Raw genomic sequence first — 24,162 nt, forward strand, 5'->3', positions numbered from 1 at the left:
TGGGAATTAATTATAATATAAAGACAAAGAGACATGAATGTGTGATTGAATCTGTTGAAAAAACTGACGATCACTCTGATTTTTTTGCAAAACGGGAGTACCTGTATGGTGCTCCCGTTTTGCAGACTAGACATGGGCCGAGACTGTTTTCGTGGTCCATTTTCTGGATCTCCAGCGTATCAGATAGGCAGTTCCGCGGAAAAATTCGTCCATGGCAAAGGCGGTCCAGCATCCCGCTAGGCCAAGCCCCATGCGGATTCCCAGAATATAGGAAAAGAGAATACTCATGGTCCAGCAGGATATCATAGATACCGTCATGGGATAGACCACGTCCCCGGCGCCGCGCAGGGAATTTTCCTCCACATGGTTGAATCCCCTGCCTGTTTCTACCAGGATATCAATGAACATCAGATGCCTGCCCATGGCAATGATCTGCGGGTCCGAGGTAAAGCATCCAAGCAAAGGCTCTGCCAGAAGAAAGATCAGGAACGAAAGGGTCACATTGGCGCCTATGGTCAGTTTCAGGTTCTGTAGATTTAGCTTGTATGCCTGCTCATACTTACCCGCTCCGGCGAGCCACCCTATCATAAGGGAAGTGGATAATCCCAGACTCATGCCGAATACATACACGTAAAATACAATATTGGATACATATATTTTAGTGGAGATAGCACCAACCCCCAATATAGCAATGATGGAGGTGGAGACTACCTGGGAAAGATTGTAAGAAATGGTGCTGACACCTCCCGGAATGCCCACCTTCAGCATAGTTGTGACAATTTTCAATGAAGCGGGGCCTTTTTTTCTGAAATTCAGACCCAGCGGTATTTTCCGCAGGAAAGTGAGTATCAGGAGCAGTCCGAACAACTGGCTGCATACATAGGCGGCAGCAATGCCCGAAACCCCGGAAAGGGGAAGTTCTACCGGGCGGAAAATGATCAGATAGTCCAGTGCGGCGTTCATACAGTTCATGGTCAGGGATACGCAGACAGATATCTTAGGCTTCCCATAACTTCTGAAAATGCCAGAGACGCTGGATGTCACTGCCTGGAAAAATGAGAACTGCACGGCGATCCGGAAATAGGTGACTGCATAGTCCAAAACCTGCCCTTCCAGATGCATAAGGCCCAGAAGAGGCCTGGCTGCCAGGGAAAGAGAGGTGCCCAGAACCAAACTTAATGTGCCGCACAAAAGAATGGAGGTAAAGGCAGCGTCAGAAGCCTTTTCTGTATTTTCGGCACCCAGGTTGTGGTTGATGACGATGGACGCGCCTGTGCCGATCACGGTATAAAAGGTGAGTATCATACCCAGAAGCTGAGTGGCAGAGCCAACGGCTGCCACAGCATCATCTGAGTAATGGGAGAGCATCAGGGTGTTGATGGTGCCCATCATGTTAAGAAGCAGCATTTCCGTAAAAAAGGGTACGAAGATGCGGGACAGGGTCATGGTGCCCTGTGGTGTTTTCATAATGCTCAGGGTTTTGTCATAATGAAAGAATTTCATGGAGTCACCTTCTTTCTATCTCTGTCACTTTAAAGGAGGAAGTATCAGAACCGCCGGTTTGATATTTGCCTCCGCGTCACCGGAAACAGTGATGGTCACTTCCTTTTCCTCATTGATATGGTTTACATAAATTAATAATCTGCCGCAATATGCCCGTCTGAAGTGGGCGCTGTAATCCGTCACATCCGCCAGGTTTCCATTCTCCAGCCCACATATGCTGCCGTTATCTGCTGTCACATGCAGGAGGGAAGAGTCGGAGAGGACAGGATTGCCCCAGGTATCTCTCATAAGTGCCTCAATTTGATATAACAGGGGTTGGGGGCCGGGATTTGGGGAGTCCTCAAAGCATTGCAGGGATACGCAGCAGGCAGCGCCTGTAGTTATCAGCGTGTGTGAGACTTTCGTTCCATCCAAAGCTGTTCCCAGTGCCTTCAGTGTGCCGGGGGTGTAGACAGCGGAAAGGGTAATGGCATCCGCGTCCTGGTTTTTCTCAAAAGTGCCCAGGCATTTGTCATTCAGCCATATTTCCGCCCGGGGCAGATTGGTGTAGCACTTTATAAGTACATCTTCTTTTTCCGGATAGTTCCAGGTATCAGCAACAGGGGTCCATTCCCCCCGGTCAGCGTCCAGACGGGCAGTGGACAGATGTATCATGGGCTTGGTGGACCATAGACTCTGCCTGCGGTAATAACCCGGTTTTTCAAATCCGGCAAGTGTCAGAAGCCCTGCACCGGAGCCATGGATGGGCCAGCCTTTTGCTTCCCCCAGATAATCAATTCCAGTCCAGAGAAACTGTCCTGAGATCCAGGGCTTTTCCGTTACTGCTCTCCACGCTTCCAGGCTGTGGCCGTTTTCGCTTCCGATAAATGGTTTGCCGGGGAATCTGCGGTGGCTTTCCTCATAGAGATGTTCCTTGTAGTTATATCCGGCAACATCCACAGAGTCCAGGAATCCCAGTCCCAAAGACAGCTCCGGGAAAGCAGCCGCCAGGGTGACAGGACGGGTTTTGTCACTTTCTTTCACGATTTTGGACAGTTTTTGTGCGAGCACAGCCAGGCGTCCGGCATCCGGCCTTTGGGGGTTATATTGCCGTTCCTCCGCCGGTTTGTCCGCATCATTGTTGCCTGTCATGGTGGTGAAAGAGGCGTGGCAGTAAGGGTCATTGGGGTAGTCGATCTCATTGCCGATACTCCACATGATAACAGAGGGATGGCAGCGGTCACGGCGGACAAGTGCTGTCAGGTCCTCTTTATGCCACTGGGGAAACTCCAGATAATAGCCCTGGTGCTTTGGGGGATACACATTATGCCCGGTGCTCCATTTGTTTTTGGGACCTTCCCACTCGTCAAACGCTTCATCTATGACAAGAAAACCCATCCTGTCGCAGAGGTCATAAAGCTCCGGCATATGGGGGTTGTGGCTCATCCGTATGGCATTGCATCCCATATCCTTTAACTTTCTGAGGCGCCTGCGCCATACTGCGGCGGGCACGGCAGCGCCCAGACAGCCTGCATCGTGATGGACACAGACTCCTTTTATCAGTGTGTTTCTGCCGTTCAGGAAAAAGCCTCTGTCTGCATCAAAGCAGATACTGCGGAATCCGACGCTGCGTGTGTCAACCCTGTATTCTGTAGTGAAGCCAGCTTCCGAATCACACTCAGCGGACGGACAGATCCAGGTTTCCAAAGTATATAATTCCGGTGAATCCGGAGACCACAGGACAGGGGCAGTGAGCTCACGGGAGGCTTCGGCCTTGCATACGGTACCGGCGGGGAAGCACATATTGACAGAAGCTTCGGCCTGCACCATAGAAGCAGCCGAAGGGTTGGCTACAGCCTGCCCTCCCTGTGTTTCATTGGCAGAAAAACCCTCATATCCCGTCTTTAGCAGCCTGAATTTAACGGTGGCCCGTACATCCTGCAAGGTATCGTTTTTTATCTCACAGGATGCACGAAAGACCGCTTTTTCAGGGGATACCTCAGGTGTTTCAAAAGCCGCGCTGTAAGGGACCATATGCACAGGTTCCTGTACTGTGAGCTGTACTTTTCGGGTGATACCGGAACCGGTGAACCAGCGGGAATCCGCAATATCCCTGTGGTCCACACAGACACAGATGATGTTTTCGCGGTCAAAATAAAACTGCTCTGTAATATCATAAGTAAAGGAAATATATCCGTTTGGCCTGTTTCCCAGATAGTAGCTGTTGCACCAGACACGGCTGTTTTTATAGACACCGTCAAAGGCCAGAGACAGCCTTTTACCTTTCCAGGATCCATGGGGTGTGATACGGAACCGATACCATCCAATGCCGCCTGCCAGGTATCCGGTACCACTGGAATATTCCCTGGAGAACGGAAGGGTTACCGACCAGTCGTGAGGGAGCAAAACCGTCTCCCAGGCTGAGTCATCATACCATGCCTGCCATGCATCCGGGCAGTCTCCCGGATGGAATCTGCAGCTTTGGGTTATGGGATAAAATGTTGTATTCAATGGAATACCTCCTAGTTTCTTTTTCTGCTAAAACATATTATAAGGAAACGGCAGAAGAAAACAATGGAATTGGGAGAGACTTATTGTAAATCAGCGACCTTTTTCCCGAAAGGCATTGTAAAAGTCCGCCGGGTGTAGTAGAATAAAAAAAATGAAACCGATTTCAAAATGCCGGACATGGCATGAGCAAGGAGGAAAAAACTGCATGGATCAGAGAGAAAACGGTTATTTATTTGTACATTTTACAGGGGAGTCTCCGGATGGAGAACAGGTATATTTTGCCCTCAGCAGAGATGGGATGCACTGGCAGGATTTGAACGGGGGCAGGCCGGTGATCCGGTCCGGGATCGGGGAAAAAGGAGTCAGAGACCCATTTATAATAAAGTCTGTCATAGATGGAAAGTTTTATATTATTGCCACAGATCTGAGGATTGCCGGCAATAAAGGCTGGACGGCAGCACAGATGGAGGGGAGTACCCGGATCATTGTCTGGTGCTCTGAAGATTTGCTTCACTGGTCAGAACCCTGGAGTTTTGAGACGGGAATCCCGGGGGCCGGCTGTGCGTGGGCGCCGGAAGCCATATATGATCAGGAGAAGGGATCATACCTTGTGTTCTGGGCCTCCATGACAAAAGAGCCGGGGGACTCAGCTCATAAACAAAGAATCTATTGCTCCTATACCAGAGATTTTAGGGTGTTCACAGCACCGGAAAAATACATTGAGAGGGACCATCATGTAATAGACACCACCATTATAGAGGAAGAAGGCGTTTTCTACCGATTCTCAAAGGATGAAACCAATAAAAATATACGCATGGACAAAGGTACAAGCCTGCAGGGAGAATTTACGGAGGTTTGGGCAGAACAATTGAGCACTCTTATGGGAGTGGAAGGCCCGGCGGCATTCCCCATGGGGGAAAAAGGGAAGTGGTGCCTTATGGTGGACCGGTTTGCAGAAGGACTCGGATACCTTCCCCTCATCTGTACAAGTCTGGAAGACGGTGACTTTAAAGTGGCTGAGGCAGTGGATTATGATATGGGAAATGTCTGCAAACGCCACGGGTCTGTGCTGGTGTTGAATGAAAGCGAATACCAGCGCCTGTATAAGCGCTGGGGCAGCAAAAATGCAGAACCTGATATAAAGGTAAAGATTAATACAAAAGCAGAAAAAGCAGAGATGCAGGACCTGTTTGGTATCTTTTTTGAAGATCTGAACCATGCGGCAGACGGCGGATTATATGCGGAACTGGTTCAGAACCGTGCCTTTGAATTTTGTTCTGTAGACAACCCGGAGTATCATGGACTGACAGCCTGGGAGAAGATTGAAAAGGGCGGGAAAACAGAACTCCGCGTGGAAAAAGAACATGGCCTTTTCCCTGAAAATCCCCATTATCTGGTGATGGAAATACCGGAAGCAGGGGAGGATACCGGTGTTTGGAATCTGGGATTCGGGCCGGGAATCTCCCTTGAAAAAGGTGAGTGCTATGACTTTACTTGTTATGCCAGAAAAGAGAGGGGAGATTGTGAGCAATTGGAAGTTTCCCTGCGCTCCGCAAAAGGACAGGTCTATACCTGTGCAAGTATTCAAATGACAGAAGACTGGGAGAAATACCAGCTTACGCTGCAGGCGCCTATGGATGACAGGCAGGGAAGACTGGCTGTAACAGCAAAGGGGAGCGGTTGCGTGGAACTTGATTTTGTATCCCTGTTTCCAAGACATACCTATAAGAACAGAAGGAACGGCCTGCGCAGAGATTTGGCGCAGCTTCTGGAGGAAATGCATCCTAAATTTCTGCGTTTTCCCGGAGGCTGCCTGATTCACGGCGGTTCCCTGCACGCCAAAGACAGAGACAGCCTGTACCGGTGGAAGAATACCATCGGCCCTGTGGAAAACCGCCCTGCATGCCGAAATAACTGGGGATATAACCAGACCATGGGACTGGGGTATTATGAATATTTTCTGCTGTGCGAAGATTTAGGCGCAAAGCCTGTTCCGGTACTTCCCGGGGGATATAATCCCCATACCCATGAGGGGGCTGTGGGAGACGAACTGAAAGAATATATCCGGGATGCACTGGATCTGATCGAATTTGCCAATGGGGATACAGACTCTTTCTGGGGCGCCAGGCGGGCGGAAATGGGGCATCCCGAGCCGTTTCATTTGGAATATATCGGTATCGGTAATGAGGAGGTGGGAGAGCCGTTTTTTGAACGGTACCCTCTTTTCCATAAGGCGGTCCGGGAGAAATATCCGGAGATACGGATAATTGGCACCAGCGGTCCCTTTGCGGCAGGCAGAGAATACGACAGAGGGTGGCGGTCCGCAAGAGAGGAGGGCGCCGATCTGGTGGATGAACATTATTACCAGTCCCCGGAATGGTTTATTGCCCATCACCACCGCTACGACGCATTTCCTGTAAATGGTCCTAAGGTATTTCTGGGAGAGTATGCTTCTCATGATAATACCTGGTTCAATGCATTGGCAGAAGCATCTTTTATGGTGGGAATGCAGAACGCAGCCCATGCAGTAAAACTGGCATGCTATGCACCGCTGTTCTGTCATAGGGATTATGTAAACTGGGAACCGGATATGATATGGATGGATAACCAAGGGGCGGTGCCTTCTCCCAATTATTATGTACAGAAACTTTTTATGAACCATCACGGGGATGTGGTGCTGCAGCAGGAAATTGAGGACAAGGGTCCGTCCGTAATGCTGAGCAGGTATCCGGACAGTCTTCCCGGCGGCATTGTCCTGGAGGCCAATGAATCCGAGGTGGTATTTGACAATATCGTGATCACAGAGGAAGATACAGGGAAACAGTATACATATCCGAAAACAGTGGTGAACCCTGACAAACCGAAGAAAAAGCTCATGGATGTAAGCAGCAGAGACTATACCATTCATCTGCATGCCAGAGAGTTGAGCGGCAAAAAGGGATTTACCATAAGTTTTGGGCAGCAGGATGAGAAAAACCGCCTGTTCTGGGGAATTGGCGGATGGGCCAATGAAGATTCTATCATCGGTGAGGATGTGAATGGGAGAAATTCCTGTTTGATCCAGCGGACCCGCAGCGTGGAAGTGGGAAGAACTTACGACCTGGAGATCCGTGTTCGGGGCAGAAAGGTGGAGACATTTGTAGACGGAGTCCCGGAGCAGGAGACAGAGGTGCTTCCGGTTCTGGCAGAGCCGGTTTATATTACCAGCAGCCTGGAAAAAGACACAGGAGATATGATCATCAAACTGGTCAATGTACTGCCTTGGGAGCAGAAGGTACAGATATGCCTGGAGGGTGAGGAAAATAGCCGTTTTGCAGGCAGCCTATACAGAATGGATGGATTTGGGAGAGAGGACAGAAACACGTTTGAACACCCGGATCTGGTATCTCCCAAGGTAATGGCAGCCGCGTTTGAGAGCAACAGATTTGAAGTTGACATAAAACCGGAATCTATCTGTATCTTAAGGCTGCACCGCAGACAAAATCCTATACTTCCGGGGCTTTATGCAGACCCGGATGTGCTGAACTTTAATGGGACTTACTATTTATATCCCACAACAGACGGTTTTTCACACTGGTCAGGAACAAAATTCCATGTGTTCTCCTCCAAAGATTTGAGAAAATGGAAGGACGAGGGCATCCTCTTGGACGTTGCTTCCGAGCAGGTTCCCTGGTCTGTGGGTTCGGCCTGGGCTCCCGCTGTTTTTCAGCGGAATGGACGGTTTTATTATTATTTCTGCGCAAAAAGGCCGGATGGTGTTTCCTGTATCGGTGCAGCTGTCAGTGATTCGCCGGTGTCCGGATTTGGGGCACAGCCGGAACCTCTGCTGACCCCTGAAATGGTGCAGGCCGCAGGGGTAAAAATGAGCCAGGTGATAGACCCTTCCATCTATGAAGAGGATGGGCAGGTGTATATGCTGTTCGGAAACGGAGAGCCGGCCATTGTAAAGTTAAGTGACGACCTGCTTCATATCTGCCCGGAAACCATGAAAAACCTGGAGGGCGCAGAGGATTTCAGAGAGGCTGTGACTGTTCTGAAAAGGCAGGGGATTTATCATTTTACCTGGTCATGTGAGGATACCGGATGTGAGGATTATCATGTGAACTACGGTATATCAGAAAGTTTGTACGGACCTGTGAAATACCTGTATCCCGTGCTTCTGAAGAGGCCGGAGACGGACGTGCTGGGGACTGGCCATCACTGCATTTTCAAAGGGTCCGGGGAAGATACTTATTACATGGCTTATCATAGATTTGCCACTCCTTTAAGTGATTATCCGGAGGGAAAAGGCTATCACCGTGAGACCTGTATGGACCGGGTGGAATTCGGAGCAGACGGGTTGTTGAAACCGGTATATGTAAATCCATAGAGGAAGAGATATCACAATTATTATTCGGAGGAAACAGATTCATGCAGAAATTTTTATCAGAAGCAGATTGTAAATGGCTGGAAGAAACCTTTGCAAAATTCCATCTGAAAATGGAAAAGGAATGTGAAAGGCTGGGGGATAAAATTCCCTACATTCCCCAAAACGGATACTATGAGGAGGACTTGGGAGAACGGGATATCGCCTGGTGGACCAATGGGTTCTGGGGCGGGATCCTGTGGCAGATGTATCACGCCACAGGGAAGGAAATATACCGCAGGAAAGCGGAAAATGTGGAGAAACGCCTGGACAGATCCATGGAGGAATATGAAGGGCTTTACCACGATGTGGGCTTCATGTGGATGCACACAGCAGTGGCGGACTACCGGCTCACAGGCAGTCATGAGTCCTATATCAGAGGCCAGCACGCAGCCAATCTGCTGGCAGGCAGATTTAATGTGCTGGGAAATTTCATACGCGCCTGGAATGACGATAAGGCAGGGTGGATGATCATTGACTGTCTTATGAATCTGTCCCTGCTTTACTGGGCTTCCGAGGAATCAAAAGATCCGCGTTTTGAAGCGGTCGCCAGAAAACACGCAGACACAGCAATGGAGAAGATACTGCGCCCGGACGGTTCCTGTAATCACATTGCCATACTGGACCCATTGACCGGAGAGCTTTTGGAAGCTCCGGCAGGGCAGGGGTATGGGGAAGGGTCTTCCTGGTCCAGGGGACAGTCCTGGGCAGTCTATGGATTTGCCATCAGTTATGCCCACACAAGAGAACAAAAATACCTGGACGCGGCAAAGCAGACAGCCCACTATTTCATTGCAAATGTATCCCTTACGGATTATCTTCCCCTGTGCGATTTCAGAGCACCCAAGGAGCCGCTGTATTATGATTCCACAGCCGGTGCCTGCGCAGCCTGCGGCCTTCTGGAGATTGCAAAACATGTGCCGGAAAATGAGAAGAGTCTGTATGAGAAGAGTGCCCTGCGGATCCTGCGCGCCATGGAGGAACATTTCTGTAACTGGAATCCGAATGAGGACGGGGTTCTCGGTATGGGAAAAGTGGCGTATCATGATGAGGGTGAGAATCTTCAGGTACCCATTATTTACGGGGATTATTTCTTTATAGAAGCAGTTCTGCGGCTGATGGGAAAAGATTTCTGGATTTGGTAGGAGGTGCGTTATGGAAGAGAGAAAGCTGAACACGAGGCAGGATTTTGAGAAACGGATGCTGGAGATCCTGAACCCGCTGAAACCGTATTACAGTGAAGAAAAAGCCCGTCTGAACATAGGCTGCACCAGCGCCCATTATCCGGATGAGAGTGCCTGGATGGAAGGATTTTCGCGCCCTCTTTGGGGACTGGCTGCCTTCTGGGCAGGGGGCGGAAGTGATGAAGCCTTTGAAAAGATATACAGGCAGGGTCTGGTTTCCGGTACAGACCCTGCTTCAGTGGAATACTGGGGCAAATGTGAGGATTATGACCAGAAGCTGGTGGAGATGGCTGCCATTGCCTTTGCCATCCTGTTTGCAGGAGAGAAAATCTGGGAGCCGTTGACGGAAAAGGAGAAAAAACAGGTTAGTGTTTGGCTCTGGGAGATAAACCGAAATAAATGCTGTGACTGTAACTGGCGTTTCTTCCACATCCTGGTGAACACGGCGCTCAGAAAGACGGGAATGCCCTATGACAAAGAGGGAATGGAAAAAAGCCTGGATTTCATTGAGTCCTGCTGCCTTGGCGGCGGCTGGTATCTGGACGGAGAGAACGGGCAGGCGGATTATTATATTCCGTTTGCCATGGAGTTTTATGGAATTGTGTACGCAATGGTCATGAAGGAGGAGGATCCTGAACGGTGCAGGCGTTATCTGGAACGGGCGGAGCAGTTTGGGAAAGATTTTGTGTACTGGTTTGCAGAGGACGGCAGTGCGCTTCCCTATGGGCGCTCTCTGACTTACCGCTTTGCACAGGCGGCCTTTTATTCTGCCTGCGTCATGGCGCACATTGAACCTCTTCCCCTGCCCGTTATGAAGGGGATCCTTGTACGGCATCTGGAGTATTGGATGAATCTGCCAATCTTTGACCCTTCGGGGCTTCTGACAATTGGGTATTGTTACCCCAATCTGCAGATGACCGAGAGCTACAATTCTCCCCAGTCGCCCTATTGGGCCATGAAGGCCTTCGCATGCCTTGCCCTGCCGGAGAATGACCCTTTCTGGACCTGCGAGGCGGCGCCTCTTCCTCTGCTTCAGTCAGAGAAATACCTGGAGAAGGCGGATATGATCATACAGAGAAGAGCCGGCGGCAATGTGGTGGCCCTTCCGGGAGGCCGTACCTTTGGACATGTTCATGGCCATACCGAGGAAAAATACGCCAAGTTCGCCTACTCCACAAAATATGGCTTCAGCGTGATGCGATCCCCGGTGAATGTTCAGGAAGCTGCACCGGACAGTGTACTGTCTTTTGAAGTGCTGGGACATATTTTTATCCGCGGGCAGGCAAAGAGCTATGAGGTGGCAAAAGAACAGATTGTCTCCGTATGGTCTCCCCTGCCGGGAATCCTGGTGCATTCCCGTATCATTCCCACCGGAGCGGGACACAGAAGAATACATACCATTGAAAGTGATTATGACTGCACCGCCTATGACGCCGGGTTTGCCCTGCCCATGGGGGAACCGGAGGGATGTGAGGTGCGCTCCCTCCAGGGAGAAGGGGAATCCATGGTCATCAAGCCGGACCCAAATACCAATCTGATTCACAGCAAAACTTTGATCCCTGTTGTGAAATATGAGATTCGGAAAGGGAAAAATGTTATAGAGACGGAAGTGTTATATTAAAGATAAAGCCCCTTTTTTATACTGAAAAGGGGCTTTATATATTTCTGTTAATGAAGTATAATTGGGAAAAAGGGAAAGGCGGGAGACCATGATAAGAAAACCATTTCTCCGTAAAGTTTTCCCATATGGAGAAAGCATGTGAGTCTGCCCTGCGGCAGATAAAGGAACAGAAATACGATGCAGAGCTGCGGGATGAGGGCTACACAGAGATTAAAAAGGAATGTATGGTGCGGATATAAAAAATAAGGAGCAGCAGTCAAAGTGAAATTTAGTTTTCACAGACTGCTGCTTATTCTTTATCACATAGGAAATTCCTCCGGCGGGATCCTATTTTATAAGAACCTGATACAGCACGCATCCATGTGCAGGAAGTATAGCCCGGATTTCCAGGTTCTCGCTGCGGCTGGATGTTCCGTCCCACAGATCGGTAAGTGCAGCGTCCTCCTCAAACTCTTTTCCAAGGTCGTCCAGACCGACACTGACACAAGCAGTTTCATCACTGAGATTAAACAGTGCGGTATACAGAGTCCCTTCTTTTTCATCACATGCAGTCCAGACCGCCTTATCTTCATCCAGGAAAATCTGTCTGGGGCGGCAGGAAGGCGGCAGCAGTGCCAGTACCTTCCGGTTTGTGAGCAGGGACAGGGTCCAGTCATCCATTTTGGTCATCTCTGCGCCCAGCATAAGAGGGGAACCGAAAAGGCACCAAAGGGTCATCATGGTCCGCTGTTCTTCTCTGGTGAAGCCTGTCATGCGCTCCTTGCCGAAGCCCTTTCCGATCCACCCCAGAGGGAGCATATCACAGTCGGGATAACATCCTTCCGAAACCTGTGTCTGCCACAGTTCACAGCGGCGAAACATATCCTTTAAATATTTCCAGTCATCCCAGAAATCGTCCGTAATACGCCACATATTGGCATATTTCTCATAATGCCATGCTCTGTCGATCAGGGCAGGTCCGGGGGAGAGGGAGAATACAATGGGGCGCCCGCAGCGTTTGATGGCGTTTGCCAGCATTTCCACCTCATGGGCCGCGTTATACTGATTCTCCCGGTGAGGGCTTTGGTTGCAGGTGTTGCAGATATCATCACATTTAATAAAATCCACACCCCAGGATGCGTACAGTTCCAGCAGGGAATCATAGTAAGCCTGTCCAGCAGGAGAATGATTAAGGCCGTACATATCCGGGTTCCAGGGGCAGATAGAATAAGGGTTGGCTGCCATGTCGGCAGTGACTTCGCTGCCCTTTATTTTCATATGGTCCTGGGCTGCAATACGGGGGATCCCGCGCATGATATGAATGCCGAATTTCAGTCCCAGGCTATGTACATAATTAGCCAGGGGAGCGAATCCTTTTTGGCCGGCCGAGGAGGGGAAGCGCTCCGGGTCAGGCAGAAGGCGGGAATATTCATCCATTTCCAGTCCGGAAAAGGGAATGTACTGGAACTGTTCTCTCTTAGAACCTGCTTTATGTGCATACCACTGGATGTCCACCACAATGTATTCCCATCCGTATTCTTTTAAGTGTGCTGCCATGTAGTCCGCGTTTTTCTTTACTTGTTCTTCATTTACGGCAGTGTCATAATAATCATAGCTGTTCCAGCCCATAGGCGGGACTTTTGCAAAACTGTTTTTGTTCATAAAAAACCTCCTGGTATGATTCGGGTAGAAATTTGACTTATTTTGATCTTTTGACTTTTTCCATAACACTAATTATAATAAGATTGTGTGGAAAACAAAAGAATAGAAATCTGATATATAGAGGTAAATTTTTGATGGAGTACAACAGGGGGATATTCGGCGTCCTGAATCAGGACGACATGGAGGGACAGCCGCTGGTTCTGCTGGACGGCGGCGTGGAGAGCCGGTTAGGGGAAACGTACGATTTTTACAATGATGACAGGCCGGGATACGAAGGCTTTCTCTTTCAGTATACACTTGGAGGGGAGGGCGTATTTGAAAAAAATGATTCCAGGTACAAGGTGCAGCGGGGGCAGGGTTTTTTGGTGCAGTTTCCTGAAAAGAGCAGATACTATCTGGAAAATGGCCGGGATGAGCCGTGGGAATTTTTATATCTGCATTTTCTGGGAGACGGGGCACTTCCGTTTGTTCGTAAAATAAGAAATATATGCCCGAATCTTATGTCTCCGGATGAAAGCAGCCCGCCGATCCGCATGGCACTGCATCTGCAGAATCGCCTGACAAACGGAGAACGGCTGCAAAAATACGAGGGCGGGGAGTTTCTCTACCGTTTTCTCTGCGCTCTGTTAAGGGAGACAGAACATCCGGCAGCACAGAAAAAAAGCTCTGCCGTGCAGAGGGCAGCGGAAATCATGGAGGAGGAATACCAAAGACTTACCGGGATAGAGGAACTGGCAGCCAGACTGGATCTATCCCCGGAGCATCTGTCCCGGGTGTTTAAAGACGAGATGGGGTGTGCACCCTTGTCCTATCTGACAGGACTCCGTCTGCAGTCTGCCATGAATGATCTGCTGGGCACAGCGTGGAGTATAGACCGTATCGCCAGAAAAAACGGATTTTCCAATGGAAATTACTTTGCAAAAATCTTCAGAAAGCATGTGGGTATTAGCCCGGGCAGCTACAGGGAGAGCAATGGAAACGGTAAATGCAGCAGGAAAGGAATGGGAGAATGAAAAAAATGGGAATTATTTTCGGCAGTTTGATCTTTGTGCTGGCCGCTGTGCTTGCAGTCTTTGCCGCGGCGGGTGTACAGAAGAGCAGATCACTTCAGCAGGAAATGAAGCGTATGGACAGGCAGATAAATAAAATGCAGAAAACGTCGGAATCTCTGGAAGAGGAACTGGAGGCGCTGAAGGAAGCAAAGCAGGAGGAAGCAGCAGGTGCCGGTCAGGAGGCAGGGACAGCAGAAGGCGCCCAGGAAGCAGATGCACAGGAAGCAGATGCACAGGAAGCAGGCGCCCAGGCAGCAGATGCACAGGAAGCAGATGCCCGGGAAGCGCCTCCTGCGGAGCAGAAGAGCAGCGGAAGAAAAGTAGCCATCGACCCCGGACATCAGGGACCGGGAGCAGATACAGGGGGAACGGAACCCCTTGGCCCCGGTTCTGAGGAGATGAAGGATAAATTTGCATCAGGCACCCAGGGCGTCTACACCGGTGTCCCGGAATATAAACTGACCCTGGCTGTTTCCATGCAGCTTCAGGAAGAGCTTAGAAACCGCGGTTATGAGGTCATCATGACAAGAGAAGACAATGACACCGCCGTCAGCAATGTGGAACGTGCTCAGATTGCTGCCAAGAACGGTGCGCAGATCCTTGTCAGGATCCACGCCGACGGCAGCGGGGACAACAGTGCAAATGGTGCCATGACTATGATCCCATCTGCTGAAAATCCCTATGTGGGGCAGCTTCATGAGGAAAGCAGCAGGCTGGGGGAGGAGATCATCAATGCTTATTGCCAGGCAACAGGCATTAAAAACAATGGCGTAAGGCTCTATGACAATATGACGGGCATCAACTGGAGTACAGTTCCGGTGACCATTTTGGAAATGGGTTTTATGACCAACCAGAGTGATGATGAGAGAATGCAGGACCCTGAGATGCAGAAAAATATGGTACAGGGAATTGCGGACGGCATAGATGCCTATTTTGCAGCCGCTCAGTAGGTTTGTGCATTGCCTGAGGCATGGTATTTCCGAAACCGGGAGGGAGACATTTTAAACTGTTTCTTGAAAGCCTTGCTCAGATGAAATTCATCGTAAAATCCAAAGTTGACTGCAGCCTCATGAAGAGGGGCATCAGGCTGGTGTATCAAAAAATACCGCACCATCTCCAGTTTGGTCTCCATCTGATAGGCATAGAAGGTCTTTTGGCAGGCTTTCTGAAATCGGTTATTCAAGGTACGGGCACAGATAAAATGAGCTTCCGCCATTTCCCCGGCAGTGTAAAACCTCTGGGGGTTAGACTGTATCTGCCGACAGATCTCGTCCACCAGAGCATCAGACTGCCCTTTTTCTCTGGGGGCAGCCTGATGCTCTGCGATTTCACATAACAACAGATTAAAAAGCAGGGAGAGGCGGCAGAGCTTTTCAGGACTGTCTGACCAGAACGCGGATATGATCTCTTCAAAATACATCCGGATGTGGGGATTGTGGCGGCAGTGCAGCAGGGTATGGCATGGAAAAAGTGTGGATGGTTCCATTTTTTCCATGCCGTTTTTTTCGCCCTTCTCAGCAGGGGAAGGCAGCACGTGGAAATACATATGCCTGTTTCCCGGATTACACGGTTTTTCGCCGTAATGGTGCCTGCCGGCGCCAAGGATCAGCAGGTCATCCCGGTGCATTTCATATACACTTCCATCCTCCATGATCTCCCAGTCCCCTTCCAGCATGTAAAGAAAATCATGTTCTGAAAGTACACGGTCAGGATGGACCATGCCGTTAATGGATGTAATATAGTTGGCGCTGGTTATCTGCCGATGGGCCATTTTTTCCATAAGAAGCATGAGAGACTCTCCTTTTCTATAGCATTATTTCCATATTATACATGTGATATTCCGCATTGGCAATGGATAGGAAAGCAAAGATCTGTTAAAATTATCATGACAGATCAAGTACGGTAAGTGATATTGCCGGCAGCCCAAAAAGGCAGATGGAGGATGGATAAAATGGACAGAAAAAATTTCAGCAGGCCCCTTTCTCTGAGGAGCGTGCAGATAACCGATGATTTTTGGAAAAAAGAGATGGAGCTGGTGAGAACCCAGATGCTGCCCTATCAGTGGGATGCACTGAATGACCAGGTAGAGGGGGCTGTGCCCAGCTACTGTATGAGGAATTTTAAGATCGCGGGTAAGAAGAACCTGGAGAGAAGAGAGCGGGGGGAAACGTTCCGGGAACCTTCCTATACCTTCCGCGGCTTTGAGGCTCTTCCCCAGGACCCCCGGCACCCGGAAGATAAATTTTACGGGTTTGTTTTCCAGGACAGTGATTTCTATAAATGGATTGAGGCGGTGGGTTATTCCCTCACCCAGCACCGGGACCAGGAGCTGGAAAAAACAGCGGACCATGCCATTGATATGGTCTGTGCCGCCCAACAGGAGGACGGCTACCTGGATACTTATTATATCCTGAACGGGAAAGATAAAATATTTACAAACCTGAAAGACCATCACGAGCTGTACTGCCTCGGACATTTGATCGAAGGGGCAGTGGCCTATTATCAGGCTACGGGAAAAGATAAACTGCTGAAAGCGGCCATGAGATATGCGGACTATACGGCAGAACATTTTGGCCCGGAAGAGGGAAAATGCAAGGGGTATCCGGGCCATGAGATCGCGGAGATGGCACTGGTCCGCCTGTTTGAGGCCACAGGGGAGGAAAAATATCTGAACCTGGGGAAATTCTTTGTGGATGAAAGAGGCCGCAGACCCTATTATTTTGATAAAGAACACCCGGAAGGTGTGAAAGATCAGCCCGGTGGACTCCGCTACGCATACAATCAGGCGCATATTCCTGTACGGGAACAGGAGGAAGCGGTGGGCCATGCGGTGCGCGCGGTTTATCTCTATTCGGGAATGACAGATATAGCCAGGCTGACGCAGGATGAGAGCCTGTATAAAGCCTGCGAAAAATTGTGGGATAATATGGTGGACCGGAAGATGTATATCACCGGAGGAATAGGCGGCACCCAGATAGGGGAAGCATTTTCTTTCAATTATGACCTGCCCAATGACACGGCATACGCAGAGACTTGCGCAGCCATAGGCCTTGTATTTTTTGCCAGGAGAATGCTGGAGATGAAGCCTGATTCCAGGTATGGGGATGTGATGGAACGGGCACTGTACAACTGTATACTCAGCGGTATGGCCCTGGATGGGAAAAGCTTTTTCTATGTGAATCCACTGGAAGTAAATCCTGAGGCCTGCCATAAAGATGAGAGGAAAGCGCATGTGAAACCTGTGCGGCAGAAATGGTTCGGCTGTTCCTGCTGTCCTCCCAACCTGGCAAGGCTGCTGAGCTCCCTCAGCGCTTACGCCTTCACAGAGACAGAAGATACCTTGTTTGTACATCTCTATATGGGAAGTATTGTGAAAAAGCAGGTGAATGGAAAAGAAGTGACCATCTCCATCAGCTCCGGGCTGCCCCACAGCGGAAAGGTGGCCATAGAGGTGAGGGGGGAATCCGTACCGTTTACCATAGCCCTCCGTATTCCGGACTGGTGCAGGGAGGAAGCGGAGGGAGAGAAAGCTCAAACCGGTTTTACACTGAAGGGCGTGCAGGACGGTGCCTGTGTCATGAGGGATGGTTACCTGTATGTGACAAAAAGCTGGAATCCGGGAGAGCCCATGACTCTGGAATTTGCCATGGATGTGAAAATCCTGCAGGCTGACCCCAGAGTCCGGGAGGACATAGGCAGGGTGGCAGTGGCAAGAGGCCCTGTGGTGTACTGCCTGGAGGAGGCCGACAATGGGGCAGATCTCCATCTGCTTACAGTGGACTGCAGTGCAGGGACCCGGACAGAAGTCTATACAGTGGCAGGGGAACCGGTCACTTCTGTTGTGGCGGATGGATTCCGGCAGAAGCTGCCGTCTTTTGGGAAGGGGCTATATCACTCTCTGAAAGCGGCTGTAAAGGAACCGGTTAAGCTTCGTTTCATACCATATTATGTCTGGGCAAACCGAGGAGAAAATGAAATGACAGTTTGGGTCAGACAGGAAAAATAGAAAAAAGGCGAAAAAAGTAAAAAAATATCACATAAAATCGAAAAATAATCCATTTTTATTTCTGAAAGATTCGATTATAATGTACTCAGAATAAGAAGAAAATCACGGATCATATAAAGACTAAAAGAAGGAGAATGGTTTTATGTGCGTTCAAGTTTGTTTTAAAGAAGTAAATGAAATTGTGAATTTTGTAAACAAAGTATCAGAGGCTCCCTTCCAGATTGATGCCTGCTACGGCAGCTATATGGTGGATGCCAAATCCATTATGGGAATGATGGCCATCGGCGCCGGTAAAAAAGTAGAACTGAAAATTTATTCCGATGAGGGCGTCGGAAATCTGGAGCAGCTGATCCGGACATATGCAGCATAGAATTAGCCCGGCAGTTCCCTGCCCCGTAAAAACAGGCACCCGTTTCCCGTAAGATAACCCGGCTCGAAGAGTAGTTTCTGCTCTGGGGGCCGGGTTGTTTTTATGCGGAGAACTGGGCGTATTTCTTGGGGGAGATACCCACAGCTTTTGTAAAAGATTTCAGGAAGTTACTATAGTCCCCAAAGCCGCAGCGGATGCAGGCATCTGTGACAGAATATCCCTCTGAAAGATATGATTTGGCAAGGGTGATGCGCTTGGCAGTAATGTATTTATTGATGGTGGTTCCCGTTTCACTCTTGAATATCCTGCACAGATAAGAGGTGCTGATATAAAAGTGTTTAGCCAGCCGCTCAATGTAAAGATCGTCAGAGATATGCTGATTAATATAGGAAAGAATGGCGTCCATCTGTTCATGACGGCTTCCGACAGGTTCATGCCGGGGCAGGTCGTGGCTGCAGTTTCTCAGAAAGATGCCGTTTAAAAAGGTCATAAGCTGGAGAAATACTGCGTGGTCTAAAATATCCTGTCCGTATTCGTTATTCTCGGACAGCTTATGTATAAAGTACAGAAAGCGTTTCTGTTCCTCAAGGGACAGAGAAATCTTGTGTCCAAAGTTAGTATTGCGGCAGGTAAAACAGTAGTTCAGATCGGTCTTGCCGGAACAGCATTGCTTCAGGTGATCAGGGTAGATGGAGACAATGATCCGCTCGTGTTTCACATTGTCGATCTGGGACAGATAATGGCTTTCATATTGATTTATAAAGAAAATATCTCCGGGATTGAAAGTATAGAATCGGTTGTCGATCAAAAACTGCTTTCCGCCGGAGATGGAGTAATAAATTTCATAACAGTCATGGATATGGATATCCATAGGCTTCTCATAGCTGTACAGATGCGCAACGGAAAATGTCTGCGTTTCAATACAGGAACGTATGCCTTCTTTACAGGAACTATATAGTTTCATGGATGTTTCCTCCTGGTGATCAACGGATGCCACCTGGGTTCTGTGGCCGTAACTGTGAAGGTATGGAACCGTTACATTTTTAGTATAAAACATCCGTGTAAGATTTGCAATATTTCCGAAAGAAAAACACAGGAAACCGAAAATTCGTCATGATAAGATGAGGATAACGATAAGGGAAAGCAAAAGAAAGGCAGGAATCATTATGGAACTCAGAACCGCAGCATCACCCAGGGACGTGAAACACTATACCACCCAGCGTCTCAGAGAAGAATTTTTAATACAGAACGTGTTTGTACCCGATGAGATCAAGCTGGTGTACAGCCACATTGACCGAATCATCACCGGCTCCGCCACTCCGGCCGAAAAAGAGCTGAAATTGGTGGCAGGAGATGAACTGAGAGCAGAATATTTTTTACAGAGACGGGAGATGGGGGTTATCAATATCGGAGGTCCGGGCAGCATCTGTGTGGACGGCAGAACTTACCAGGTGGCGCCAAGGGACGGAATGTACATCGGCATGGGCAAAAAGGACATCACATTTACCAGTGCAGACAAGGAAAATCCGGCGAAATTTTATATTAACAGCGCTCCCGCACACACCTCCTACCCCACTGTGCTGATCAAACGAGAGGGGACAGAAGAGGAAGATGTGGTGATCATCAAAGAGGAAAACAAGGTGGAGCTGGGAAGCCTGGAGCAGTCTAACCACAGAACCATCTGCAAATATATTCTTCCGGGCCAGGTGGAGAGCTGCCAGCTCGAGATGGGAATGACAAGCCTGGAGCCGGGAAGTGTCTGGAATACTATGCCGTGCCATACACATGACAGAAGGATGGAGGTATATCTGTATTTTGACATGCCGGAGGATGCTTTTGTCATGCATTATATGGGAGAACCTCAGGAGACAAGACATATTGTTATGAGAAATGAGGAGGCAGTGATCTCCCCAAGCTGGTCGATCCATTCAGGTTCGGGATCCAGAAATTATACCTTTATCTGGGGGATGGTGGGAGAAAACCAGGACTTTAACGATATGGACGGCATCAGAAACCGGGATATCCTGTAAATAAAGAACATGATAACAGGAAAAAAGAGAGGAGATACCTATATGGAAACAAATAAATTATTTTCTTTAGAAGGAAAAGTCGCCCTGGTGACAGGAGCTGCCTACGGGATCGGATTTGCCATAGCGGAGGCATATGCAGCAGCCGGTGCAAAGATCGCGTTTAACTGCAGAGGCCGGGAACACATGGATAAGGCTATGGCTGACTACAAAGCCAAAGGAATTGACGCCAGAGGTTATATCTGTGATGTGACGGATGAGGCCCAGGTGGAAAAAATGGTGGCTGATATTGAGAAAGAACTGGGCACCGTTGATATTCTGGTCAACAACGCAGGTATCATCAAGCGCATTCCTATGACAGAGATGAAAGCAGAGGAATTCCGCCAGGTCATTGATATTGACCTGAACGCACCGTTCATTGTGTCAAAAGCAGTGATTCCCGGCATGATGCAAAAAGGACACGGCAAGATCATCAATATCTGTTCCATGATGAGCGAGCTGGGCCGTGAGACGGTTTCCGCTTACGCGGCTGCAAAGGGCGGCCTGAAAATGCTGACAAAGAATATAGCGTCAGAATACGGCGGATATAATATCCAGTGCAACGGCATCGGGCCGGGGTATATTGCCACACCCCAGACAGCACCTCTCAGAGAAAAGCAGCCGGACGGCAGCAGACATCCATTTGACCAGTTCATCCTTGCCAAAACACCTCAGGCGCGCTGGGGAACCCCGGAGGACCTGATGGGACCTGCCATCTTCCTGGCGTCCCATGCATCTGATTTTGTAAACGGCCATATTCTTTATGTGGACGGAGGGATTCTGGCATATATTGGAAAACAGCCGTGATAAAGAATTTACTTTTTAGCGATCATAGGAGAGGAAGAAAAGATCATGAAAATTGCTTTAATAAATGAAAACAGCCAGGCAGCCAAAAACCAAATCATCTGTCATGCATTGGAAACAGTAGTGGAACCCATGGGGCATGAGGTGCGCAATTACGGTATGTACACAGCAGAGGATGACTGCCAGCTCACCTATGTACAGGTGGGGATCCTTGCGGCAGTTCTTCTGAATTCCGGTGCGGCCGATTATGTGATCACCGGCTGCGGTACAGGCGAGGGTGCAATGCTGGCCTGCAACTCCTTTCCAGGGGTGATATGCGGTCATGTGGAGGACGCTCTGGATGCCTACACATTTGCCCAGATCAATGACGGCAATGCCATTGCCATTCCCTTTGCAAAAGGGTTTGGCTGGGGCGGAGACCTGAATCTCCAGTATATCTTTGAGAAACTTTTCTGTGAGGAGAGCGGACAGGGATACCCAAGGGAACGTGCAGTCCCGGAGAAACGCAACAAACAGATCCTGGACAAGGTAAAAGAGGTGACATACAGAGCCCTTCCCGAGATTCTAGAAAACCTGGATCAGGAGCTTGTAAAAGGCGCACTCAGCGGCGAAAAATTCCGGGAATATTTCTTTGCTGACTGCAAATGTGAAGAGATGGCAGAGGCAGTGAAGAAAGTACTGAATTAATACCTGAATGCCTGTCTGGTGAAACGGACAGGCATTCGTGCAGAAATAGAAAGAGAGAAGAGGTAGAGAGATGTCTATCAGTTTAAAAGTACAGGACAAAAACGGCTTCACACTGGCGGTTGCCCGCGGGGAAAGAGAAGTGAACCTTCCCTACTGTGGGGAATACAGGGAAGGTGATCAGATCGTAGCGGAGGTTGCTGAGACACCTGCATTCTATTGGCTGTCCCTGGATGACGGAAGAGGCCATTCCCTGGTCTATCTGACAGGAAATATATGGTACAAGATTCCTTTTGGGGAAAAGCGGGTCAATATGTCACCCAAGACATTTTTCGGAAGCAGGCATTTGATCCACATCCGAAAAGCTTATTCTTTTGAATATGAGGCATACCGGAACCTGGCGCTGAATGTGAATGACTGTCATGGGGAGACAAACTGTTACCCACACGTATCAGCCAATGTGGAGACAAGAGGAGAGTCTGTCTTTGCAGCCATGAATGCTGTTGACGGTATCACTGCGGCGGCCTGCCACGGGGAGTGGCCTTATGAATCCTGGGGTATCAACCAGCGGGCAGATGCAGCCATGAAGCTGGAATTTGGACGGACGGTGGAGGCTGACCGGATTGTCCTTTATACGAGAGCGGATTACCCTCATGACAACTGGTGGAAAAAGGCGACTGTCACATTTTCGGACGGCAGCGCTATGGAACTGGAATTGAAAAAGACTGGGGACGCCCAGGAATTTATATTTGAGAAGAAAAAGATAGAATGGCTTCAGATTGGAGAACTGATAAAATCAGAGGAACCGTCCCCCTTTCCGGCGCTTGTGCAGCTGGAAGTGTATGGGACGGAAGCCTAATGGGAATCCCCGCCGGTTTTTGCCGGCGGGGATTTATGAGATATGCGTGTTGTTCTGGGTAGATATTTCCCTGACCATAAGAGATATTTCCTCTCTTTTTTTACAAAAAAGATCATCATGGGGATTTACTGCCAGCACATAATTTATTTTTCCCAGCAGATACTGCAGATATCTTTTAACATCCGGCTCATCCTCCCTCATCCAGGCAGGATTCCCCATCTTGTTCAAATGTGAGCTTACTCCGTACTTTTGACAATAATAAATCTCTGCGCGGAGCTGGTTTCTGTATTCTCTGCTCACCTGCATTTTTTCATTTACTACAAGTCCTGTCACGGTCTGTCTATGGGACTGAAACTGGATTCTTGTCTTTTTTCTATTTAATTCAAATCCCAGTACATGCAAAAAATTCCGGACTTTCTGCTTTACTTCCTTTTGATCAAAAGTACCGGAAAAGGTTAGGTCATCGCAGTATCTGGTATATTGGATCTGCCGTTCTCCACACCAGGCCCCCATATATTCATCGAAAGAACGCATAGCCAGATTGGAGATTGCCGGGGAACTGGGGGCTCCCTGCGACAGACGGTCATTCCGGCAGCACAGGGAAGTCAAAAGCATCCGGATGGAAGGCGGATAGTAGATCGCCGGAAATGCATACTGATATACCATCTGAAAGGTAATACAGTCAAAAAAATCCTTGATATCCAGTTTCATCACCATTTCAGCACCAACATGGGGCCGGGCATTTTCCAGGATGGAAGCTTTCTTTCTATATGCAGTTGCATATTGGGAGACGGAACGCTCGCATAATACATTTTTTACAATATTCCGCTGTATTGTCCGCAGCAGTGTGCCGGGTACCGATAACTTTCTCATCCCGCCGTTCTTTTTTTGTATAACTGCAGTATGGTAATGTTCTTCTGTGTGATTGCTGACTGCATAAAGACATGCCAGATATTTCTCATCACTGACGCCTGTGCCTTCCAGCAAATGAAAGGAGCGCAGTACATCTTCTGCTTCCTTTGCCTCACAATATTTCCATAAATCATTGCCTGCCATTTAACCACATCCCGGATATGAATTTTGCGGGAACAATACAAGAAGGTGATTCTGGAGAATGCGCAGATGTACATAGGCCGACGGCCGTACAGCACACGCAGTGTGCAGAAGTACCTCGGAGCGTTCGGAAGTCTAATGTCTCCCTGTTTATGATCAGGCGGCGACTCGCCGCCCCACCGGTTCCGTACACCAAAGCGTAAATATACCGGATATGCTATTGGTCCCGCAGTCTTATCATAACATAGGGGTGTCGGAATTGACAACTGTTATAGATCAACTCATGCCTTCTACTATATTGCAGCCCTTTACGCAGATAGCGGCCACTGAATATGAAAACAACCTGGCATCCGTATATGATAAGTCACGTGCCAGGTCAGCATATGACCAGAGGATGAGCGCGGAAGAAGTGATAGCACAGATC

The 24,162-nt window shown here is 49.0% G+C and carries 17 protein-coding genes; 11 read left to right on the top strand and 6 right to left on the bottom strand.

Annotated features, from left to right (window positions below; translation table 11 throughout):
• Positions 1-126: 126 nt before the first annotated feature.
• Complete coding sequence (locus A4V09_RS23200; RefSeq protein WP_065544423.1) at positions 127-1,503, bottom strand: MATE family efflux transporter; 1,377 nt, start codon at positions 1,501-1,503, stop codon at positions 127-129.
• Positions 1,504-1,527: 24 nt separating this feature from the next.
• Positions 1,528-3,993 carry a glycoside hydrolase family 2 TIM barrel-domain containing protein gene (locus A4V09_RS23205; protein ID WP_065544424.1) on the bottom strand — a complete coding sequence of 822 codons (2,466 nt, stop codon included), beginning with the start codon at positions 3,991-3,993 and terminating at the stop codon, positions 1,528-1,530.
• A gap of 205 nt (positions 3,994-4,198) precedes the next feature.
• On the opposite strand from A4V09_RS23205, the gene A4V09_RS23215 reads away from it, so the two are divergent.
• Genes A4V09_RS23215 through A4V09_RS23225 form a run of 3 tightly spaced genes read left to right on the top strand, consistent with a single transcriptional unit; the run spans position 4,199 to position 11,203 of the window.
• Entirely contained in the window at positions 4,199-8,362 is a 4,164-nt protein-coding gene (locus A4V09_RS23215; RefSeq protein WP_242963896.1) for a family 43 glycosylhydrolase, read from the top strand.
• Between the two features lie 41 nt (positions 8,363-8,403).
• The gene (locus A4V09_RS23220; RefSeq protein WP_065544425.1) at positions 8,404-9,543 is read left to right on the top strand and encodes a glycoside hydrolase family 88 protein; all 1,140 of its coding nucleotides are present in this window, start codon (positions 8,404-8,406) and stop codon (positions 9,541-9,543) included.
• A gap of 10 nt (positions 9,544-9,553) precedes the next feature.
• Positions 9,554-11,203: a DUF2264 domain-containing protein gene (locus A4V09_RS23225; RefSeq protein ID WP_065544426.1), complete on the top strand. Its 1,650-nt coding sequence runs from the start codon at positions 9,554-9,556 to the stop codon at positions 11,201-11,203.
• A gap of 327 nt (positions 11,204-11,530) precedes the next feature.
• Here A4V09_RS23225 and A4V09_RS23230 read toward each other — a convergent pair whose 3' ends face one another.
• A complete protein-coding gene (locus A4V09_RS23230; RefSeq protein ID WP_065544427.1) occupies positions 11,531-12,844 on the bottom strand; it encodes a glycoside hydrolase family 27 protein in 1,314 nt (437 codons plus the stop codon).
• 134 nt (positions 12,845-12,978) lie between these two features.
• Here A4V09_RS23230 and A4V09_RS23235 point away from each other — a divergent pair, with 134 nt between their 5' ends.
• Together A4V09_RS23235 and A4V09_RS23240 are read left to right on the top strand one after the other, a co-directional pair.
• Positions 12,979-13,857, top strand: a complete 879-nt coding sequence (locus A4V09_RS23235; RefSeq protein WP_065544428.1) for a helix-turn-helix domain-containing protein — start codon at positions 12,979-12,981, stop codon at positions 13,855-13,857.
• Positions 13,854-14,846: an N-acetylmuramoyl-L-alanine amidase family protein gene (locus A4V09_RS23240; protein WP_065544429.1), complete on the top strand. Its 993-nt coding sequence runs from the start codon at positions 13,854-13,856 to the stop codon at positions 14,844-14,846. The genes A4V09_RS23235 and A4V09_RS23240 overlap by 4 nt, the downstream gene beginning before the upstream one ends.
• On the opposite strand, the gene A4V09_RS23245 is transcribed toward A4V09_RS23240, so the two are convergent.
• Positions 14,840-15,685, bottom strand: coding sequence for a helix-turn-helix domain-containing protein (locus tag A4V09_RS23245; protein WP_065544430.1), 846 nt, complete (start codon positions 15,683-15,685; stop codon positions 14,840-14,842). The genes A4V09_RS23240 and A4V09_RS23245 overlap by 7 nt on opposite strands.
• A 162-nt stretch (positions 15,686-15,847) precedes the next feature.
• Here A4V09_RS23245 and A4V09_RS23250 point away from each other — a divergent pair, with 162 nt between their 5' ends.
• Together A4V09_RS23250 and A4V09_RS23255 are read left to right on the top strand one after the other, a co-directional pair.
• Positions 15,848-17,902: a glycoside hydrolase family 127 protein gene (locus A4V09_RS23250; RefSeq protein ID WP_084043751.1), complete on the top strand. Its 2,055-nt coding sequence runs from the start codon at positions 15,848-15,850 to the stop codon at positions 17,900-17,902.
• Between the two features lie 142 nt (positions 17,903-18,044).
• Complete coding sequence (locus A4V09_RS23255) at positions 18,045-18,272, top strand: HPr family phosphocarrier protein (protein WP_065544432.1); 228 nt, start codon at positions 18,045-18,047, stop codon at positions 18,270-18,272.
• A gap of 100 nt (positions 18,273-18,372) precedes the next feature.
• Here A4V09_RS23255 and A4V09_RS23260 read toward each other — a convergent pair whose 3' ends face one another.
• Positions 18,373-19,236: an AraC family transcriptional regulator gene (locus tag A4V09_RS23260; protein ID WP_065544433.1), complete on the bottom strand. Its 864-nt coding sequence runs from the start codon at positions 19,234-19,236 to the stop codon at positions 18,373-18,375.
• 202 nt (positions 19,237-19,438) lie between these two features.
• Here A4V09_RS23260 and kduI point away from each other — a divergent pair, with 202 nt between their 5' ends.
• The 4 genes from kduI to A4V09_RS23280 all read left to right on the top strand — a co-directional run bounded on the left by kduI (position 19,439) and on the right by A4V09_RS23280 (position 22,685).
• Complete coding sequence (kduI, locus tag A4V09_RS23265) at positions 19,439-20,302, top strand: 5-dehydro-4-deoxy-D-glucuronate isomerase (protein ID WP_065544935.1); 864 nt, start codon at positions 19,439-19,441, stop codon at positions 20,300-20,302.
• A 42-nt stretch (positions 20,303-20,344) separates the two neighbouring features.
• Positions 20,345-21,145, top strand: coding sequence for a gluconate 5-dehydrogenase (locus tag A4V09_RS23270; protein WP_065544434.1), 801 nt, complete (start codon positions 20,345-20,347; stop codon positions 21,143-21,145).
• 45 nt (positions 21,146-21,190) lie between these two features.
• Positions 21,191-21,829 carry an RpiB/LacA/LacB family sugar-phosphate isomerase gene (locus A4V09_RS23275; protein ID WP_065544435.1) on the top strand — a complete coding sequence of 213 codons (639 nt, stop codon included), beginning with the start codon at positions 21,191-21,193 and terminating at the stop codon, positions 21,827-21,829.
• Between the two features lie 70 nt (positions 21,830-21,899).
• Entirely contained in the window at positions 21,900-22,685 is a 786-nt protein-coding gene (locus A4V09_RS23280) for a DUF7402 domain-containing protein (protein WP_065544436.1), read from the top strand.
• 33 nt (positions 22,686-22,718) lie between these two features.
• On the opposite strand, the gene A4V09_RS23285 is transcribed toward A4V09_RS23280, so the two are convergent.
• A complete protein-coding gene (locus tag A4V09_RS23285; RefSeq protein ID WP_065544437.1) occupies positions 22,719-23,741 on the bottom strand; it encodes a reverse transcriptase family protein in 1,023 nt (340 codons plus the stop codon).
• Positions 23,742-24,162 lie beyond the last annotated feature (421 nt).

The organism is Blautia pseudococcoides (assembly GCF_001689125.2).
GTDB classification, from domain to species: domain Bacteria; phylum Bacillota; class Clostridia; order Lachnospirales; family Lachnospiraceae; genus Blautia; species Blautia pseudococcoides.

Coding starts and splice junctions, on each gene's coding strand:
- A4V09_RS23200 (WP_065544423.1), bottom strand. CDS start 1,503: ATGAAATTCTTTCATTATGACAAAACCCTGAGCATTATGAAAACACCA.
- A4V09_RS23215 (WP_242963896.1), top strand. CDS start 4,199: ATGGATCAGAGAGAAAACGGTTATTTATTTGTACATTTTACAGGGGAG.
- A4V09_RS23220 (WP_065544425.1), top strand. CDS start 8,404: ATGCAGAAATTTTTATCAGAAGCAGATTGTAAATGGCTGGAAGAAACC.
- A4V09_RS23225 (WP_065544426.1), top strand. CDS start 9,554: ATGGAAGAGAGAAAGCTGAACACGAGGCAGGATTTTGAGAAACGGATG.
- A4V09_RS23230 (WP_065544427.1), bottom strand. CDS start 12,844: ATGAACAAAAACAGTTTTGCAAAAGTCCCGCCTATGGGCTGGAACAGC.
- A4V09_RS23235 (WP_065544428.1), top strand. CDS start 12,979: ATGGAGTACAACAGGGGGATATTCGGCGTCCTGAATCAGGACGACATG.
- A4V09_RS23240 (WP_065544429.1), top strand. CDS start 13,854: ATGAAAAAAATGGGAATTATTTTCGGCAGTTTGATCTTTGTGCTGGCC.
- A4V09_RS23245 (WP_065544430.1), bottom strand. CDS start 15,685: ATGCTTCTTATGGAAAAAATGGCCCATCGGCAGATAACCAGCGCCAAC.
- A4V09_RS23250 (WP_084043751.1), top strand. CDS start 15,848: ATGGACAGAAAAAATTTCAGCAGGCCCCTTTCTCTGAGGAGCGTGCAG.
- A4V09_RS23255 (WP_065544432.1), top strand. CDS start 18,045: ATGTGCGTTCAAGTTTGTTTTAAAGAAGTAAATGAAATTGTGAATTTT.
- A4V09_RS23260 (WP_065544433.1), bottom strand. CDS start 19,236: ATGAAACTATATAGTTCCTGTAAAGAAGGCATACGTTCCTGTATTGAA.
- kduI (WP_065544935.1), top strand. CDS start 19,439: ATGGAACTCAGAACCGCAGCATCACCCAGGGACGTGAAACACTATACC.
- A4V09_RS23270 (WP_065544434.1), top strand. CDS start 20,345: ATGGAAACAAATAAATTATTTTCTTTAGAAGGAAAAGTCGCCCTGGTG.
- A4V09_RS23275 (WP_065544435.1), top strand. CDS start 21,191: ATGAAAATTGCTTTAATAAATGAAAACAGCCAGGCAGCCAAAAACCAA.
- A4V09_RS23280 (WP_065544436.1), top strand. CDS start 21,900: ATGTCTATCAGTTTAAAAGTACAGGACAAAAACGGCTTCACACTGGCG.
- A4V09_RS23285 (WP_065544437.1), bottom strand. CDS start 23,741: ATGGCAGGCAATGATTTATGGAAATATTGTGAGGCAAAGGAAGCAGAA.